Consider the following 18,224-nt stretch of genomic DNA (forward strand, 5'->3'; position numbering starts at 1 on the left):
TATATGAAAAAGTTTTTCTTTGCTGCATCGTTTCTTATTGTGATGCTTTACAGTCAGGCTGCAAACAATGTAGCATCTCCGGATAAGCAGATAAATGTGACTTATGATATAGGTGATCAGGTCACATGGAGTGTTTCTTTTAATGGTAAATCAATTATCAGGAACGGCGTTATCAACCTTATTGTGGACGGTAAGGAAATGATGAAAAATCAAAAAGTCCGTAAAGCGTACTCCGGACTGGTGGTTCAAACTGTTACACCAGCTGTTCCATTAAAATTTGCAGATCATACGGTTCAGTATAATCAGGAAAAGCTGGTTTTAAAAAACGGAATATCATTGGTATTCAGAGTTTATAACAATGGTGTGGCCTATCGCATATTAACGGATTTCCGCAAAGAAAAGACGGTTGACACTGAAGTTGTTCAGTTTGGTTTTGAACCCGGATCATCCCTTCTCTTTCCTCAGGAAGACCAGCTGATGTCGCATTATGAACGTTCTTATCTGCATCTTAATATTAATGAGGTTAAAGATGATATGTTTTGTTCATTGCCTATGCTGGCAACAAGCAATGGTGTTCGAATTGGTGTCACAGAAGCGGATGTTCTGAACTATCCGCAAATGTTTCTCAAAGGACATAAAGAGAGTGGGCTGACATCACTTTATCCGAATTATCCTCTGGAAATAAAAGCCGGAGACCGTGCATCTGATCGTTCCGAAGTGATTACAAAGGAAGCAGAGTATATTGCAAAGATTAATCCCGGACAGGAACTACCCTGGCGCGTTTTTATGATTGCTGCTGATGACAAGGCATTACTTGAAAATAATCTGCCGGTTTGCCTGAACAGCAAAGCAAAGATTAATACTGAATGGATCAGGCCGGGAAAGGTCGCCTGGGATTGGTGGAATGCCAATAATATATATGGCGTTGATTTCAGGTCAGGTATCAATACAGAAACGTATAAATACTATATCGATTTTGCATCAGAATACGGTCTTGAGTATATTATTCTGGACGAAGGCTGGTCAAAGAGTACGACCAATATTCTGGAACCTAATGATGAAATAAATCTTGAGGAACTGATATCGTATGGTAAGGAAAAGAATGTAAAACTTATCCTTTGGGTACTGTGGAAACCATTGGATCAGCATCTTAATGCTGCACTTGAGCTCTATGAGAAAATGGGTGTTGCAGGAATAAAAGTGGATTTCATGCAGCGGGCAGATCAGCTCATGGTTGAGTATTATGAAAAGGTGGCAAGGGAAGCTGCAAAACATAAACTGCTTGTGGATTTTCACGGTGCGTTTAAGCCCTCTGGTATTGAGGCGGTTTATCCCAACGTGGTTAATTATGAAGGTGTAAAGGGATTGGAAAACTGCAAATGGAGTGATCTCATTACACCGGAACATGATGTTACGTTGCCGTTTACGCGTATGCTGGCTGGTCCGATGGACTATACACCGGGTGCGATGCATAATGCGCAGGAGATAAATTTCAGCATTTCTTTCGACCGACCCATGAGCCAGGGAACACGCTGTCATCAGGCATCCATGTATGTGATTTACGAAGCACCGTTGCAAATGTTTGCAGATAATCCGTCAAACTATTTAAGAGATCCGCAATATACTTCCCTGGTGGCCCGCTTTCCCACTACATGGGATGATACCAGAGTGTTGGAAGCAAAAGTAGCTGATTATGTGGTATTAGCCAGAAAAAAAGGTCAAACCTGGTATATAGGTGGTATGACAGACTGGACAGAACGGGAATTTGATATACCTCTTGATTTTCTGGTTGATGGTAAGTTATACAAGCTTACATTATTAAGTGACGGAATTAATGCGAATCGTATGGCAGAAGACTATAAAATTTCCCGGTCAAATGTGGTAAAGGGTACCAACCTTCATATTAAGATGGCGATGGGAGGCGGTTTTGCAGGAATACTGGAACCGGTAGATGAGTGATTATTGAAAAATTTGGAAAGAATAAAAAAACACCGTAGCAGATCTGCACGGTGTTTTTTATTGTTATGTTTCCAAATCTTATTTAGACGGCCTTAAGACTCATGTCCAGGCTTTTAACAGAATGTGTCAGTGCCCCGACTGAGATATAATCCACGCCACATTCGGCATATGCTCTGAAGGTATCAAGTGTTATGCCTCCAGATGATTCAGTTTCATAGCGCTTATTAATGATTTCAACCGCTTTTTTTGTGTCTTCAGTATTAAAGTTGTCCAGCATGATCCGGTGAATACCACCCACTTTAAGTACCTGGTTCAGTTCTTCAAAATTGCGGACTTCAACTTCTATTTTCAAATCTTTATGGTGGTCCTCCAGATATTTTTTTGTTGTTGTTATGGCGTTCTCTATGCCACCTGCAAAATCAATATGGTTATCCTTCAGCATGACCATATCAAATAAGCCCATTCTGTGATTTTCACCACCGCCGGTTTTTACTGCCATTTTTTCCAGAATCCGCATGCCCGGCGTTGTCTTGCGAGTGTCCAGTACTTTTGTGTGCAGGCCTTTAAGTTTTTCAACATAAACTGCTGTTCGGGTAGCAATGCCACTCATGCGTTGCATAATGTTCAGAACAAGGCGTTCAGTTTGCAAAAGACTTTGAGTCTTTCCCTCCACTTCAAATGCAATATCACCAACTTTAACAGGTGTTCCGTCCTTTATGAATACGTCGATTTTTAACTCCGGATCAAAGCGGTGAAAAATAAGTACTGCCACATCCACTCCAGCCAGTATACCATCCTCTTTGATAATGAGACGGGATTTTCCTTTGGCATCTGCCGGAATGCAAGAAAGCGTAGAGTGGTCGCCATCGCCAATGTCTTCTTTAAATGCCAACTCAATGAGTGCATCTATGTATGCGTTTGATATCATGTATTTGGAAATATTTTACTGAATTCTGATCTGATGGATTAACGTAGTGCTTCCTTTGTCGCGGAGCAAAAAGATGATACGGTAGGTCTTATTGCTTTTTGTAGTCAGATTACCAATTAAAAATCTGGCATCTTCACGTGTACTATCGTGAGCAATATTAAAGTCTGTTGGAGGATTTTTTTTGAAAAAATCACTCATAACCATCTGAGCCTGAGCTTTGGTATACATTTTGTCATCGTTATTGATGATAATCTCAACCGAAGAGTTGAAAAGTTGAGAAAGCTGTCCGGCATTTCCCATTTTAACGGCAGACGTCAGGTTGTCAACGGTTTGAGCATTCAACATGGTACCGTATAACATAAGTGTAAGAATGATAAGAATATGTTTCATCATTTTTCTTTTGTCACATGCAAATTTAATACCAATACGCAATAATAAAAATTATTTCCCATTTTTAGTAGGTTGTCGCGTAAATGTTAACTTTGTAAAGGCCTGCGTAAAAAGGAACTGATGAACATTAAACTGATAGCTGTAGGAAAAACCGATTCTGATCATGTCAAAGTGGGAACTGAACTTTATATCAAACGTATAAAACGTTACATCAATTTTGATTTCGTCATCATTCCTGATCTGAAAAAATCCAAAAAAAGATCGGAAGACGTTCAGAAGGAGCTGGAAGGAAAAATTATACTGGATAATTTGCAGGCCGGTGATTACCTTGTACTTCTGGATGAATACGGTAAAGAGTTACGTTCTGTAGAATTTGCAGATTTTATTCAGAAAAGAATGAATAGTGGTATTAAGCAACTTGTTTTTTTAATTGGAGGACCCTATGGATTCAGTGAGGAGGTAAAAAAGAGATGTGATTATACATTATCGCTTTCTAAAATGACCTACTCGCATCAATTGGTACGTGTTTTGTTTGCTGAACAACTTTACAGGGCATTTTCTATAATTAAGGGTGAACCCTATCATCATGAGTAAAGAACGACAAAATAGATATTTGGTCACACTTCTGGTATTGAGTGCTGTATTCATTATTGCAGGACTTTTATCCGAAAATATTTATTTGTCACCACCCGATAAAACTGAAGTTAAGAATAAAATAGAAGTTCATATTCAGCAGAAACAAACAGAACTGAAAGAACTCCTCAATTCCTATCGTCTCGAACTGGCTTCAGATTCTTTTTATACAGACCATTTCGGCACTTTATTGCACCAGTCCAATAAAGGGTTTTACATGTTTGGATTTCAGAACGGATCAATGAAATTCTGGAACTCAAATAAGATAATAATTGATACCACAGAAATAGATAAACTTTCAAACACAGTTGTTGAATTCCCTAACAGCTACTGCATCTGGGATAGTATATCCGTGGGTGATAAGTCCCTCTTTGGCTTTTATCCTATTGAGTTTATCTACCGTATTGAAAACAGGTTTATTAAAAGTTATTTTCAGCCGGAGCTGGAAATTCCCGAACATTCGGTAATTTATTTAACAAATCTGGGTAAAACATCGAGTATCAGAGGTGTGGACAATCAGATTCTCTGTTATCTTGATATTGGTCCGGTTAAAACCAGGGGAAGCTTTTTTAAGATTACAGGTCTTTCATCTTTTCTCTTGTTTCTTCTGCTTACATGGGGAGCGTTTCTATTGTATATTGCCAACGTTGGAAGTCACATAAAGAAGAATCTTCTGATCTTACTTTCTTTCGGCATCATATTCCTTATTGTCGCTTTCGTTGGAGGTATGGAGTATCCGGTTTTACTTAATTATGCTCAGCTTTTTGCACCTTCGGTGTTTGCAATGCCCGGACTGTTTAAAAATCTCGGGCTGATACTTGTATTTGGATTGCTGTGGATTTTATCCTCTCTACTTTTTAAGGAAAAGTTTTCGTTCGGGAAACCGGGTCACATAAAGAACATTTTATTCTCTGTTGTAATGGGAGTAGTGTTTGTAGAGATAATCCGGTTATATGTAAACGTAATAGAACATTCAGTTATTAATTTTCAATTGCAGCTGCTAAAAGAAGTAGATACATATTCTTTACTGGCATATCTCATCTTCATTCTGTTATTCGGCGGTTGGTTTCTCATTGTTGATGCCTTTTCAAAATTTATCAGCAGGACCACAAATTCCAGTATTTATATTTTTTCATCCCTTGCAGTCATTGCCGGTACGACCGTACTGTTTACTTTTTTAAGAGATATAAACCTTACATTGCCGTCTCTGATGGCCATTGCAATTGCCGGAGCCTCTTATATTATCCGTTGCAGAACAACCGGTGGGTATAATTTTATGAACCGCTTTGTTATTATTCTGCTCTTCAGTGTGCTTGGCTGGTTGATGTTTTGGCAAACACAGGATGAAACTGACCGTTCAAAAGAAGAGACTTTGCTGGGGAACCTGGCATCGAGTGTTTTAAAGGAAAGGGATCCGATAACTGAGATAAATCTTGTAAATAAATCAGAAGGTATTTTTAATGACTATTACGTCAAACAGCTGGTCTCAGGTGAAGATATAAAGGTGGACCAGTTACAGGAGTACCTTAGAAAGTTTTATCTGAATGAATTTTGGCGTAAATATGATATTCAGGTGGTCCTCTGCTGGCCCGGAACTGATCTGTATGTTGGTGATGATGGCGAAAACAGTGATTGTTACAGCTATTTCAACGGCATGGTAAATGAAATAGGTGAAAAAATTAATCAGTCTGATGTATATTACCTTGATAATTACAATGGACGGGTTAATTATTTTGTATGGCTCAAATATAATGAAGGAAAGAACAATGAAGTATCACTTTTTATAGATCTGGAAACAAGGAGTACTTCAAAGGGAATTGGCTATCCTGAACTTTTGTCTGATAATAACATTGATTTGAGCAGTCTTTATGACGATTACTGTTTTGCACGTTATGTGGATGGAAAACTGGTAAATTATGCGGGCGATTACCAGTACAATACATCCAGTGACTGGGTGGTGAATGATTCGGTAATCCAGGTTTTTAACGGTTATATTCACCGGTTTTATAAAACCGGTAATAATGAACTTTTTGTGCTCTCAAAGCCTGTAAGATCCACATTCGATACCTTATTATTCCTGGTATATCTGTTTCTTTATCTTTTTATTCTGACTTATGTTTCCATCTTTTTGACGGGATTATTCAATCACCGGACAAAACACAACCGTACGCTTGCTTACCGGATACGGCAGAATGTATTGCTTATACTGCTCCTAAGTTTCATGCTGGTTGGAGCCACATCTATTTACTTTAATGTTCGTCAGTATAAAAACAAGCAACTTGAGGTATTGCAGGAAAAGAACAGGAGTGTTCTGGTGGCCCTTGATGGTTACCTGGGGCAGGTTACATCCCTGAATAATATTGATCTTAGGGAGTTTACTTCTCTATTACAGGAGTTGTCGAATACATTATATATCGATATTAATGTTTACGATACCGATGGAAGACTGGCCGCTACTTCACGCCCTGAGGTTTTTCAACGTGAAATTATAAGCCGTAGAATAGAACCTGAATCTTACTATCAGCTTAAATATCTTAAGCGGCCTTTTGTCCTTACCAATGAGTCTCTGGTTGGACTGAATTATTTATCGGCATATCAACCCATCAGTAACTGGGAAAATAATTTTCTTGGCTATGTCAATCTGCCGTATTTTGTTAGTTCTGATGAGCTCTCTAATGATGTGAGTGATTTTATTGTGGTCTTACTAAATATTTACCTCATATTCGTTATTATAGCTGTATTTCTGACCGTATTACTTACCCGGGAAATCACAAGACCATTGCTGCTGATCCGTGAAAAGCTGGCAGGTTTCAGATTGCGTGGCGCTAATGAAAAAATTGACTATCATGGACGTGATGAAGTCGCACAGCTCGTGGCAGATTATAACCGTTTAGTCGATGAACTGGAAAAAAGTGCTGAACAGTTGGCAACATCTGAGCGTTCTATGGCCTGGAGGCAAATGGCACGGCAGATAGCGCATGAAATAAAAAATCCGCTGACCCCAATGAAGCTGAGCATTCAGCATCTTCAGAGAGCCAGAACGGAAAATGATGAACGCTTTAGTGAGTTTTTTCAGAAAACAACCAAAACACTTGTGGAGCAAATAGATAATCTGAGCAGGATTGCATCAGAGTTCTCATCGTTTTCCAAGATGCCGGAATCCAGGCCTGAGGTTGTCGATATTATCGAACGTGCCGGGGTTGCTGTGGATCTGTTCGTCGATACTCCAAATGTTAAGGTTTCTCTTAAAAACAGCCGGCAGAGTATCCTGGTTTATGCCGACCGCGAACAGTTAAAACAGGTGTTTAACAATCTGATTAAAAATGCCATTCAATCTGTGCCTCAGGACCGTAAAGGAATAATTACCGTTAATGTGATCGAAGAGAACGGGTTTGCCCGTGTTCAGATAACAGACAACGGTAAGGGAATTCCGGAAGACTCGAGGAGTAAACTGTTTGAACCTAACTTTACCACGAAGTCGAGTGGTATGGGACTGGGATTGGCAATCACCAAAAACATTGTAGTCAATTCAGGCGGGGAAATCTGGTTCGAAACAGTTGAAAATAAGGGAACAACGTTCTTCTTTACTTTACCTCTATTTAAGCGATAAAATGGTTAAAATAACGGTTTTAAACGATAACACGCCGGGGAGAGGTATGTTATCTGAACACGGTTTGTCATTTCATATCCAGACCAATGACAGGAAAGTTCTGCTGGATGCCGGGCCGGGTGACGTTTTTAAACGAAATGCTGAAAAGCTTGGAATAGATCTGTTTGACTTGGATGCTGTAGTGCTCAGTCACGGACACTGGGACCATGGGAACGGCCTGCGGTATCTGCCCAGTTTACCCTTGTATACACATCCGGCGGTATTTAAAAAACGCTACCATAACAACAGGGATGGCGTTTATGTCGGTCTCGACTTCAACAGAGCTGATCTGGAAGAACGATTTGATCTGCATGTAACAGACAAACCCTTTCAGTTAGGGCGGAACATTTGGTATTTGGGAGAGATACCAAGATTGAACAACTTTGAATCGAAAACAACAGCATTTCAGGATGATGCAGGAAATGAGGATTTTATGATGGACGATACAGGAGTTGCTGTAAAATCGGAAGGTGGCTTAATTGTAATTTCAGGATGTGCGCATGCCGGAATAGTTAATACTATTATCCATGCCAAAAAGGTAACCGGGATAGAGAATGTTAAAGCTGTTCTGGGAGGCTTTCATCTGAAGAAAAACAACGAAGTTACCCGTCAGACCATCAGGGAAATAAAACAGATGAATATTCGTGACGTGTATCCATCACATTGCACTGAATTGCCGGCTCTTGCAATGTTTTTTAACACTTTTGGGATGAACCAGGTTAGAACGGGTGACGTTCTAACGTTTGAATAAAATGCAATAATATGGTATATGTACATTTCGCAGAAGGTTTTGAAGAAATAGAAGCAGTATCAATCGTTGATGTACTCCGAAGGGGACAGATCCCCGTTAAAACAATTTCGCTGACAGGTCATAAACTGGTGGCCGGAAATCATAACATCCCCGTAATGACAGAGGAGTTATTTGAAGACGCGGATTATACCGAAGCAGATATGCTGGTTTTACCCGGTGGATTACCCGGAGCACATAATTTAAGAGCTCATAAGGGATTAGAGGAGAAACTGCTGCAGTATAAAAAAGAAGGCAAATGGATAGGCGCAGTATGTGCAGCGCCTTATGTGCTTGGTGATCTTGGTATACTGGAAGGAGAAAAAGCAACATGTTATCCCGGATTTGAAGACCACCTTAAGGGAGCGGTTAAAGTATATGAACCGGCATTGATATCCGGTAAGATTGTAACCGGCAGGGGACCGGGAGTTGCTATCAAATTTGCCCTGAAAATTGTTGAAGCTTTAAAAGGCGAAGATGCAGCTAAAGGGGTTGCAGATAAAATGTTAGTTGAATAACAATATTTATCGGTTATATTTGCAGAAATTTTTATGGGCAGAATAGTCGCGATAGATTACGGAAAGAAGAGAGTGGGTCTGGCTGTTACAGATCCTCTGAAGATGTTTGCCCAGGGATTAACAACCGTCAGCAGCGATCAGATATTTATATTTCTGAAATCATATGCAGAAAAAGAGGAGATTGAGACGTTTGTGGTTGGCTGGCCAATGAATCTGAATAATAAGCCGGCTGAATCAATGCAATACGTGGAACCGTTTGTAAATGGACTGAAAAAGCGATTTAAAGCTGTTCCCGTTGAATTGGTTGATGAGAGATTTACGTCTGTCCTTGCTCAAAAAGCAATGCTGATGGGCGGACTGAAAAAAAAACAGAGACAGAATAAAGCATTGATTGATGAAATCAGTGCCCAGATAATTTTACAATCCTGGTTGGATTCAAAAAACAGATAACATGATACTTCCTGTAGTTGTATACGGACATCCGGTTTTGCGGAAGGTAGCTGAGGATATTACTCCGGATTACCCGCAACTGAATAATTTGATTGAAAATATGTTTCAAACCATGCACAATGCTGATGGTATTGGTCTGGCAGCACCCCAGGTTGGGTTATCGATCCGTTTATTTGTCATCGATCTTTCCATTATGGGAAATGAAAACCCGGAATTTGCTACCTTCAAAAAAGCTTTTATTAATGCCCAGATACTGGAACGGGCTGGCGAGGACGTATTTGAAGAGGAAGGTTGCCTGAGTATTCCTAATATAAGGGAGCGTGTATTAAGAAAGGACAGGGTGAGAATTAAGTATGTGGATGAAAATTTTGAGGAACACGATGAAGTTTATGAGGGCTGGATAGCACGCGTCATTCAGCATGAATATGATCATATCGATGGCCGTCTGTTTGTTGATCTCATTTCTCCATTAAGACGCAGACTCATTAAAAATAAGCTTCTGGCAATTTCAAAAGGCAAAATATCAGCAGGTTATAAAACAAAGATTGCCTGATATTAACATGTTATGAGCATGGGTATTTTCCCAACTTTTCCTAAGTAAAGTAGTTCTTAATTGCATTTATTGGTACAATTTTTCTAAATTGGTATCTCTGTTTGAGTGACCATGATCAGACGAATTGTAACAATAATCGTGTTTTCTGCATGCATTATCAGCATGTTGCATGCCCAGGTGTTTTCAGGGCGCGAGACGGTTTTGTTCGATTTTGACTGGCGATTCAGGAAAGGCTCCATTGCCGGAGCTGCACAATCTGATTTTAATGATAAAAAATGGCGGGCTGTAAACTTACCGCACGATTGGAGTATTGAAGATTTACCGGTCGTGTCCGATGAAAACGACAAAGTGATAAATCTCTCCACAGGAAGATGGAAATTCATCAGGGGAGATAATCCGGAGTATAAAGAATACAGCGCTTTTGAAGGGAACTGGGATCTTGTGGAAGTACCGGCGGACTGGTCGTCCTATCCGTTTCCTGAGGTTGCACCTAACTGGGGCTGGTACAGACGTTCTGTTGTATTGGGAGAAGAGGACAGAGGTAAAAATATTTCTGTTCAGCTTGGTAAGATCGGTGAGGCTGACGAACTATATGTTAACGGAAAGCTGGTGGGATCAAGCGGGCAGATGCCACCTTCATTTGTATCGGCAAAAAATGAGGATCGGGTTTACCTGATCCCACCATCAGCAATAAACTATAACGGCAGAAATGTTCTTGCACTTAGGGTTTACAGGGAGACTGGCGAAGGGGGAATTTACAGGGATAAGCCGGTGCGAATAATAAGCGGACCTTTTGATTCGTACAGTGAAGGTGGACCGGAGACCGGTTATACGGTAGGTGGTATAGGTTGGTATCGTAAAGTGTTTCATGTGGGTGAAAATGATATTAGCAGAGCCTTCCGGATTAAATTTGATGGTGTGTATAAAGATGCTGAAGTATGGATAAACGGCCATAAGATGGGCATTCACAATAATGGATATACACCATTTGAATATAATGTCACAGAATATATCAGACCGGGTGAAGATAATGTGCTTGCAGTAAAAGTTACAAATACCGGGAGGAACAGCAGATGGTATTCCGGATCCGGTATCTACCGTCATGTCTGGCTTGTGAAAAGTGAGAAGATTTTTCATGATGACCGGTACTGCAAATTGGAATTTTCTAAAGTTGATACCGTATCTTCCATTTTAAATTTCACTGCGGGCATTGAGAATATAACCAAAGATACAACTTTGTTAAGATGGTTGGTTCAGATTGAAGATGCTGACGGTAATGAAGTTGTACTGCAGGAAAAGATGATAAATGTTTTTGCCGGAGGACCGCATGAGTTTAATATGAAACTCAACATTGACCATGCCAGATTATGGAATCCGGAGCATCCGTATTTATACACCTTGCATTCAACCCTTTTTTCAGGATTAAAACCGATGGATGGTCACATCATATCGTTTGGATTGAGGAACATATCGTATTCTGCGGATAAGGGCTTTATGCTTAATGGTGAGTCCGTCGTGCTGAAAGGAGGAAACCTTCCGCACGATAATGGTGCACTGGGAGCAAGGGCATTTGATGCAGCTGAGTTTAGGAAAATTAAACTTTTGAAGGATGCCGGGTTCAACGCTGTAAGAACAGTTCATAATCCTCCTTCATCTGCTTTACTTGCTGCATGCGATCAATTGGGAGTAATGGTTGTGGAGGATCTTTTTGACGTTTGGCGCGTCTCCCGTTTGCCACAGGATTATCATATGTATTTTGATGACAATTGGAAAAAAGACCTTGCATCAGTGGTTTTGCGGGACAGAAATCATCCTTCTGTGATGATGTGGAGTTTGGGAGATGACGTTCCGGAACGTTTTGATCCGGGCGTGGAAGATATGGTTAAAGCATTATCAGATGAGATAAAACAATACGATAATACAAGGCCTGTAACTGCTGGTATAAGCAGGAACTCAACTGAATGGAAACGCGCAGATAACTTTTTTAATCTGCTTGATCTTGCCGGCTATAATTACCAGTCCGAAACATATGTTCCCGATCATCAACGTGTTCCTGAACGGGTAATCTGGAATTCAGCTTCATATCCATATCAGGCATGGAACTACTGGGAAAGCGTTGTGAAATATCCATATGTTATTGGCGACTTTGTTTGGTCGGCTTTTGATTATCTTGGAGATGCCGGCTTAGGCTGGTACAGTAAGCAGGGTGAACCGGATGTATTGTATCCGTGGACAATCTCATACTGTGGTGATTTTGATATAACCGGCAATAAACGTCCGCAATTGTATTACCGCAATACACTCTGGAGTTCCAAACCAGAGGTGCATCTTTTTATCCGAAACCCAAAACCTGTGTTCGGAGAGCGGTCAAAGATAGAATGGGGCTGGGATGATATCAGTCCGGTATGGACCTGGAAGGGATATGAATCATTGTTTTTTGAGGCTGTGGTATATTCGAATTGTGATGAAGTAAAATTATTCAGTAACGGAAAGGAGATAGCGGGTAAAAAAATGACACCGGCAATGAAAAACACAGCTACATTTCTGGTAAGGTATGAGCCCGGAACACTTGTTGCGGCAGGAATTAATCAACAGAAAACGGTTTCGACATCTACCTTAAAAACATCCGGTTTTCCGGCAGTTATCGTATTGAAACCCTCAAAAGACATTCTGGTAGCCGACGGACAGGATCTTGTCTATGTGGATGTTGAAATTCATGACGACAAAGGTGTGCTAAATCCTAATTACAGGATTCCGTTAAGTTTCGTGGTGGATGGGCCCGGAGAAATTGTTGGGATCGGTAATGGTGATCCGCAAAACACTGAAAGTTTTCAGGGGCCGGTTAAATCCACATATAACGGGAAATGTCAGGTAATTATCAGGTCAAAACGGGAAGCCGGTTCTGTCCATCTTCATGTTGCTGATATCGGAAAACTGATCCCCGGTGAACTGACCATCAAATCTGAAAGCACCCGCAGAAACTTTTTATGGTAGAACTTCTATAGCTTTGTTAAGGCGCCTTATCGTCTCCTCTTTGCCAATTACTGCAATGATATCAAACATATGCGGGCCTTTTCCCTCACCAACAATGGCCAGGCGAAATGCATTCATGATAGCTCCCATGCCCAGTTCATTTTCCGTTATCCAGTTTTTAACTGCTTCTTCGCTCTGTTCGGCATCAAATACGTCAACGTTTTCAAGCACCTGGATTAATTGTTTCATCAAGCCGGGAGTTTGTTCTTTCCACCGCTTTCTAACGGTCTTCTCATCGTAGGATTCAGGTGCAGCAAAGAAAAATGAAGACTGATCCCAGAGATCCTGCACAAAGGTTGCCCGTTCTTTAACCAGTCCGCAGATATACGCCAGCTTTTCTTCTCCAACAGAAATTCCTTTTTCCTTTAGAAAAGGCAGATACAGCCCCGCCAGTTTGTGATTATCAAGGTTGACAAGATACTGGTGATTGAACCATTTAGTTTTTTCCGGATCAAATTTAGATCCTGATTTACCAACCCGTTCCAGTGTGAAAAGATTGCTCAGTTCTTCAAGAGAAAAGATCTCCTGGTCTGTTCCGGGATTCCATCCCAATAAAGCCAGCATGTTTATAAATGCTTCAGGCAAATACCCGTCTTCGCGGTATCCCGATGCTATTTCGCCAGTTTTAGGATCATTCCACCGTAGCGGGAATACGGGAAATCCCATTTTATCACCGTCGCGTTTGCTCAGTTTTCCCTGTCCAACAGGTTTAAGAATCAGTGGAAGATGCGCAAAATCAGGTCTTTTGTCTTCCCAGCCCAGGGCCCTGTAAAGCAAGGCATGGAGCGGGAGGGAGGGAAGCCACTCTTCACCGCGAATAACATGCGATATTTGCATCAGGTAATCATCCACAACATTGGCGAGATGATAGGTGGGGAGTCCATCTGATTTAAAGAGAATTTTATCGTCCAGGTCACCGGAATTAAAACTTACTTCACCACGGACAATATCATTTATTGTTACAGTTTCATTTTCGGGCATCCTGAACCTGACAACATATGGTTCGCCGTTTTCCATTTTTGCTATAACTTCATCTGCACTCAACGTGAGTGAGTTTTTCAGATTCTGACGGGTAGTATGGTTGTATATAAATGTGTTTTTTTCGGCTTCGTATTTCGACCGGATATCGTTTAATTCTTCAGGTGTATCAAAGGCATAATAAGCCCATCCGCTGTCAACCAGTTTTTCACTGTACGTTTTGTAAATCTCTTTCCGCTCACTCTGGCGATAAGGTGCAAACGGACCATCACCGAAGCCAGACCCTTCATCCGGAGAAATACCACACCATTTTAATGCTTCAATAATGTAATCCTCTGCTCCGGGTACAAACCGAGTCTGGTCTGTATCCTCAATCCGGAGAATAAAAGTTCCCCTGTGTTTTCTGGCAAAAAGGTAATTGAAAAGTGCTGTTCTTACTCCTCCCATGTGCAATGGGCCTGTTGGACTTGGTGCAAATCTTACGCGAACGTCTGACATATCTTAATTTTATGAATGCAATCCCTCCCGGAAGCATTGGTTTAACCTGATTTTTAGTTCGGCAAAGATAATAAAATAGAAGCTTTCAAAAAGTTAGTGCCGGCTTTGTTTATAAATCTTTAGAAAAGTTATTGTGTTGCTTATAAAACTGAAATACTGTTGGGATAAATAAATTTAGAACGGCTTTAAATTAAATCGGGTTGTTTTATGAAACAGTTTATTTTATAGTTTTATACGTTCCAAAACATTTTACTGATACACAAATTTACCTCACATGATCTGGAATGAAACGTTTGAATGCATGGACCGTGAATCAATGGAAATTGTTCAGGGGAAGCGCCTGCATGATATGATTGAACGAGTATACCACAATTCTCCATTTTACAGGAAAAAACTGCAGGAGTTCAATCTTACACCCGACGATATACAATCTGTTAATGACCTAAAAAGACTTCCCTTTACGCTGAAAACAGACCTGCGAGATAATTATCCGTTTGGTATGTTTAGCGTTCCAATGAGTGAAATTGTAAGATTGCATGCTTCTTCCGGGACCACGGGAAAACCAACAGTTGTAGGATATACGCGAAAAGATATCGGAACCTGGAGCGAGGTCATGGCTAGAACTTTTTCAGGAGCAGGCGTCGTTAAAAACGATTTTATTCAGATCGCATATGGCTACGGATTATTTACCGGTGGTCTGGGTGCACACTACGGGGCTGAAAAAATTGGGGCCTCTGTTATTCCTATATCTGGTGGTAATACAGATAAACAGCTTCAGCTGATGGAAGATTTCGGAACAAATGTTATAGCCTGTACTCCTTCTTATGCCCTTTTTCTGGCAGAAGCAATCAAAGAAAAGAAACTGGATCGCAAAAAACTGAATTTGCGGGTAGGTGTTTTCGGTGCCGAACCCTGGACCGAAACCATGCGTCGTGAGATAGAACAGAAACTGGAAATAAAAGCAATCGATATTTATGGGCTGAGTGAGATCATTGGCCCGGGAGTATCATTTGAATGTGAACATCAGTGTGGCTTACATATTAATGAGGATCATTTTATTCCGGAGATTATCGATCCGGTTACGTTGGAACCTCTTCCTGAAGGAAGTGAAGGTGAACTGGTATTTACAACGATTACCAAAGAAGGACTGCCATTGATCCGTTACCGTACAAGAGATCTCACTTCGCTGGACTCTGAAAAGTGTAAGTGTGGCAGAACTTTGGTGCGAATGAAAAAGTGTACCGGTCGGTCGGATGATATGCTTATCATACGCGGGGTGAATGTATTCCCTTCTCAGATAGAAAGTGTGCTTCTGGAAATGAGCGAGACAGAACCACATTATCAGCTGATTGTGGAAAGAGAGGGTACGCTTGATACTTTAACCGTTTTGGTTGAGGTACAGGAGCAGTTCTTTTCCGATGAAATTCGCGTTTTGCAGAATCTGCGAAAGAAAATCACGCATAATATTCAATCCACCCTTGGAATTTCAGTCAGTGTGAAGCTGGTGGAACCCAAAACCATTGAGCGGACAGCGGGAAAATCCAAACGTGTAATTGATAACAGGAAAATATAAATAAGACACAAGACACAAGACACAAGATATATACACATACCATCATGATAGCGAAACAACTTTCAGTTTTTTTGGAAAATAAAACCGGTAGGTTAACAGAAGTGGCCCAGTTTCTGGGTGATGCCGGAATAAACATGTCAGCTTATACACTTGCAGACACATCCGATTTTGGTATATTAAGAATGATCGTTTCGGATCCTAAGGAAGCTTATAATGTACTGAAAGCGGCCGGATTTACAGTTAAAATTTCAGAGGTTATCGGCCTGAGTTGTCCCAATGAACCGGGTGCGTTGGCTAAGGCATTACAAATCCTTTCCAGAGAAGGTCTGGAAATAGAATACCTGTATGCTTTTTCTGTTAATGAAAGTGCAAATGTTATTCTTAAACCTGATAATGTTAAGAAGTGTATTGCTGTTTTACAGGAACACAAACTCGAACTGATTGCTGCCAGCGATTTGTACCGGTTGTAGCAACTAATGTTCGCTTTTTATCTTATGCCCTCTAACTGCATAGAAAAGGATAAAGAGGTAAGAAGGAACTAAAATCCAGTAAGCAGTCTGGGAGCTGTAGACATCAAAAAGTTTGCCCCACAATAATGGCATTAATGCCCCGCCCAGAATAGCCATGATCAGCATGGCAGAGCCCGTATTTGTATGCCTGCCAAGACCTTTAAGTGCAAGTGGCCAGATCGCTGGCCAAACCATGGCATTCGACAGACCAAGCAATGCGATAAAGATCACAGATATTTCACCTTTCAGCAGTATTGCTGCCAGCGCAAAAACAATACCTGAAAAGGCAGAAATTTTTAATATACCTTCCTGGCTTATATATTTAGGAACAGTTATAATGCCGATAATATATCCTACAGTCATGAAAATCATCGTTACGGAAGTAAGTGTCTGAGCAACATTCATACTGATGCCCATGGCTGAACCGTGGCGAATAATTGTGTCTCCGGCAATGACTTCAACTCCAACATAAAAGAATAAGGCTACAACTCCAAGAATGAGATTGGGATACGCAAATACAGTGCTCCGGTCATGGTGATTTGCTGCAGGACTTTCATTCTCCTCAGGTTCTATTTGGGGAAGTGGTGAAAGCTTTACCCCGATACCCATGGCGATCAATGCCACAGTCATCACCATATATGGACCAATAACTCTTCGGGCTAATTCATTCAGAGCTATTATTTTTTCTTTGTCACCCATGAGTTCCAGGCTCTTTGTTAAGGCGTCGGCATCATTTAAAATATAATATGCCAGGATAAGTGGGGCAATAGCTCCGGCAAGTTTATTGCAAATTCCCATGATGCTGATCCGTTTGGCGGCACTTTCAATGGGACCTACAATAGTAACATATGGATTTGCTGCCGTCTGCAACAGTGCCAGTCCGGTTCCCATGATGAATAAACCCGTAAGAAAAACAGCATAGGTTCGGGAAATAGCAGCAGGAATAAACAGGATGGTTCCCAGTGCCATAATAAATAAACCAATCATCATTCCGTTCTTATAACCTGTTTTTTTCAGGATCCAGGCAGATGGCAAAGCCATGAAAAAATACGAGATATAGAACATGAATGTAACAAACATGGCCTGGAAATTACTCAGTTCGCATGATATTTGTAAGTAAGGTATAAGAATCCCGTTTAGCCAGGTTACAAAACCAAAAATAAAAAACAGGGCACCAATTATGATTATAGGAGGAAATTTACTCCGTGCAGATGTTTGCATATGGTTATTTTTATTGCTGGTGGATCAGAGGTACAACCTTAAGTTGCACACTCATTAATATGGTTCAAATATAGTTATCAGAAATGAAAAAAACGAGGGTTTTTCTTCAGTTACTATTCCTATGACAGCGACCTGTGGGTACAGTTTGGGTATTAGAACAACCAATACCAGGTAGTTTATAGCGTATTAAAAGATAGATTTCCCACTCTTTCACCCGTACCTTCTTTCGAAATGACACGAACGTTTTCCCCTTCGCGGATGCAGCACGTACTAACATAATTATGGATTCGGTTAGTGTCTGCGGAATAGGCTTGATTGACATTCACAGTAAGAGTTGTAAGAAACCTTCAGTCTGGTATTCATATAAAAGATGCATGCAATTACGGAAGTGTCCTTAACATAAAGATTTCTCACTTCTTTTGAAATGACACGAACATTTTCTCTTTCGCGGATGCAGCAAGTACTAATATAATTATGGATTCGGTTAGCATCCGCGGAATAGGCTTGATTGACATTCACAGTAAGAGTTGTAAGAAACCTTCAGT

Annotated in this window: 14 protein-coding genes; 10 read left to right on the forward strand and 4 right to left on the reverse strand. The window is 40.7% G+C overall.

What is annotated here, in order from left to right; translation table 11 throughout:
* The first annotated feature begins 3 nt into the window (after window positions 1-3).
* Window positions 4-1,959, forward strand: coding sequence for a glycoside hydrolase family 97 protein (locus ACE1EF_RS10265; RefSeq protein ID WP_375720569.1), 1,956 nt, complete (start codon window positions 4-6; stop codon window positions 1,957-1,959).
* Window positions 1,960-2,041: 82 nt separating this feature from the next.
* On the opposite strand, the gene nadC is transcribed toward ACE1EF_RS10265, so the two are convergent.
* Window positions 2,042-2,887 carry a carboxylating nicotinate-nucleotide diphosphorylase gene (gene nadC / locus ACE1EF_RS10270; protein ID WP_375720570.1) on the reverse strand — a complete coding sequence of 282 codons (846 nt, stop codon included), beginning with the start codon at window positions 2,885-2,887 and terminating at the stop codon, window positions 2,042-2,044.
* Between the two features lie 15 nt (window positions 2,888-2,902).
* The gene (locus ACE1EF_RS10275) at window positions 2,903-3,280 is read right to left on the reverse strand and encodes a DUF4783 domain-containing protein (RefSeq protein WP_375720571.1); all 378 of its coding nucleotides are present in this window, start codon (window positions 3,278-3,280) and stop codon (window positions 2,903-2,905) included.
* Between the two features lie 117 nt (window positions 3,281-3,397).
* On the opposite strand from ACE1EF_RS10275, the gene rlmH reads away from it, so the two are divergent.
* The 7 genes from rlmH (at window position 3,398) to ACE1EF_RS10310 (ending at window position 12,861) form a co-directional block, all read left to right on the forward strand.
* On the forward strand, window positions 3,398-3,871 hold the full coding sequence (gene rlmH / locus ACE1EF_RS10280; protein WP_375720572.1) for a 23S rRNA (pseudouridine(1915)-N(3))-methyltransferase RlmH: 474 nt from the start codon (window positions 3,398-3,400) through the stop codon (window positions 3,869-3,871).
* Window positions 3,864-7,520, forward strand: coding sequence for a sensor histidine kinase (locus tag ACE1EF_RS10285; protein ID WP_375720573.1), 3,657 nt, complete (start codon window positions 3,864-3,866; stop codon window positions 7,518-7,520). Before rlmH ends, ACE1EF_RS10285 begins: the two co-directional genes overlap by 8 nt.
* A 1-nt stretch (window position 7,521) precedes the next feature.
* Window positions 7,522-8,310, forward strand: a complete 789-nt coding sequence (locus ACE1EF_RS10290) for an MBL fold metallo-hydrolase (protein WP_375720574.1) — start codon at window positions 7,522-7,524, stop codon at window positions 8,308-8,310.
* Window positions 8,311-8,321: 11 nt separating this feature from the next.
* The gene (locus ACE1EF_RS10295) at window positions 8,322-8,864 is read left to right on the forward strand and encodes a DJ-1 family glyoxalase III (RefSeq protein WP_375720575.1); all 543 of its coding nucleotides are present in this window, start codon (window positions 8,322-8,324) and stop codon (window positions 8,862-8,864) included.
* Window positions 8,865-8,897: 33 nt separating this feature from the next.
* Window positions 8,898-9,314: a Holliday junction resolvase RuvX gene (ruvX, locus tag ACE1EF_RS10300; protein ID WP_375720576.1), complete on the forward strand. Its 417-nt coding sequence runs from the start codon at window positions 8,898-8,900 to the stop codon at window positions 9,312-9,314.
* A gap of 1 nt (window position 9,315) precedes the next feature.
* Complete coding sequence (gene def / locus ACE1EF_RS10305) at window positions 9,316-9,867, forward strand: peptide deformylase (protein ID WP_375720577.1); 552 nt, start codon at window positions 9,316-9,318, stop codon at window positions 9,865-9,867.
* A 111-nt stretch (window positions 9,868-9,978) separates the two neighbouring features.
* Window positions 9,979-12,861 carry a glycoside hydrolase family 2 TIM barrel-domain containing protein gene (locus tag ACE1EF_RS10310; protein ID WP_375720578.1) on the forward strand — a complete coding sequence of 961 codons (2,883 nt, stop codon included), beginning with the start codon at window positions 9,979-9,981 and terminating at the stop codon, window positions 12,859-12,861.
* Here the strand turns inward: ACE1EF_RS10310 and gltX are convergent.
* On the reverse strand, window positions 12,853-14,376 hold the full coding sequence (gltX, locus tag ACE1EF_RS10315) for a glutamate--tRNA ligase (protein ID WP_375720579.1): 1,524 nt from the start codon (window positions 14,374-14,376) through the stop codon (window positions 12,853-12,855). The genes ACE1EF_RS10310 and gltX overlap by 9 nt on opposite strands.
* A 274-nt stretch (window positions 14,377-14,650) precedes the next feature.
* On the opposite strand from gltX, the gene ACE1EF_RS10320 reads away from it, so the two are divergent.
* The gene (locus ACE1EF_RS10320; RefSeq protein ID WP_375720580.1) at window positions 14,651-15,949 is read left to right on the forward strand and encodes a phenylacetate--CoA ligase family protein; all 1,299 of its coding nucleotides are present in this window, start codon (window positions 14,651-14,653) and stop codon (window positions 15,947-15,949) included.
* A 44-nt stretch (window positions 15,950-15,993) separates the two neighbouring features.
* Entirely contained in the window at window positions 15,994-16,419 is a 426-nt protein-coding gene (locus ACE1EF_RS10325) for an acetolactate synthase (protein ID WP_375720581.1), read from the forward strand.
* A gap of 3 nt (window positions 16,420-16,422) precedes the next feature.
* On the opposite strand, the gene ACE1EF_RS10330 is transcribed toward ACE1EF_RS10325, so the two are convergent.
* Window positions 16,423-17,679: a sugar MFS transporter gene (locus tag ACE1EF_RS10330; protein ID WP_375720582.1), complete on the reverse strand. Its 1,257-nt coding sequence runs from the start codon at window positions 17,677-17,679 to the stop codon at window positions 16,423-16,425.
* Window positions 17,680-18,224: the final 545 nt, after the last annotated feature.

It is taken from the genome of Quyinboa sediminis (assembly GCF_042219855.1).
Lineage (GTDB): Bacteria > Bacteroidota > Bacteroidia > Bacteroidales > UBA5342 > JBHJHP01.

Excerpts from the sequence above, each read along its gene's own strand:
- ACE1EF_RS10265 (WP_375720569.1), top strand. The coding sequence starts at position 4 with ATGAAAAAGTTTTTCTTTGCTGCATCGTTTCTTATTGTGATGCTTTAC.
- nadC (WP_375720570.1), bottom strand. The coding sequence starts at position 2,887 with ATGATATCAAACGCATACATAGATGCACTCATTGAGTTGGCATTTAAA.
- ACE1EF_RS10275 (WP_375720571.1), bottom strand. The coding sequence starts at position 3,280 with ATGATGAAACATATTCTTATCATTCTTACACTTATGTTATACGGTACC.
- rlmH (WP_375720572.1), top strand. The coding sequence starts at position 3,398 with ATGAACATTAAACTGATAGCTGTAGGAAAAACCGATTCTGATCATGTC.
- ACE1EF_RS10285 (WP_375720573.1), top strand. The coding sequence starts at position 3,864 with ATGAGTAAAGAACGACAAAATAGATATTTGGTCACACTTCTGGTATTG.
- ACE1EF_RS10290 (WP_375720574.1), top strand. The coding sequence starts at position 7,522 with ATGGTTAAAATAACGGTTTTAAACGATAACACGCCGGGGAGAGGTATG.
- ACE1EF_RS10295 (WP_375720575.1), top strand. The coding sequence starts at position 8,322 with ATGGTATATGTACATTTCGCAGAAGGTTTTGAAGAAATAGAAGCAGTA.
- ruvX (WP_375720576.1), top strand. The coding sequence starts at position 8,898 with ATGGGCAGAATAGTCGCGATAGATTACGGAAAGAAGAGAGTGGGTCTG.
- def (WP_375720577.1), top strand. The coding sequence starts at position 9,316 with ATGATACTTCCTGTAGTTGTATACGGACATCCGGTTTTGCGGAAGGTA.
- ACE1EF_RS10310 (WP_375720578.1), top strand. The coding sequence starts at position 9,979 with ATGATCAGACGAATTGTAACAATAATCGTGTTTTCTGCATGCATTATC.
- gltX (WP_375720579.1), bottom strand. The coding sequence starts at position 14,376 with ATGTCAGACGTTCGCGTAAGATTTGCACCAAGTCCAACAGGCCCATTG.
- ACE1EF_RS10320 (WP_375720580.1), top strand. The coding sequence starts at position 14,651 with ATGATCTGGAATGAAACGTTTGAATGCATGGACCGTGAATCAATGGAA.
- ACE1EF_RS10325 (WP_375720581.1), top strand. The coding sequence starts at position 15,994 with ATGATAGCGAAACAACTTTCAGTTTTTTTGGAAAATAAAACCGGTAGG.
- ACE1EF_RS10330 (WP_375720582.1), bottom strand. The coding sequence starts at position 17,679 with ATGCAAACATCTGCACGGAGTAAATTTCCTCCTATAATCATAATTGGT.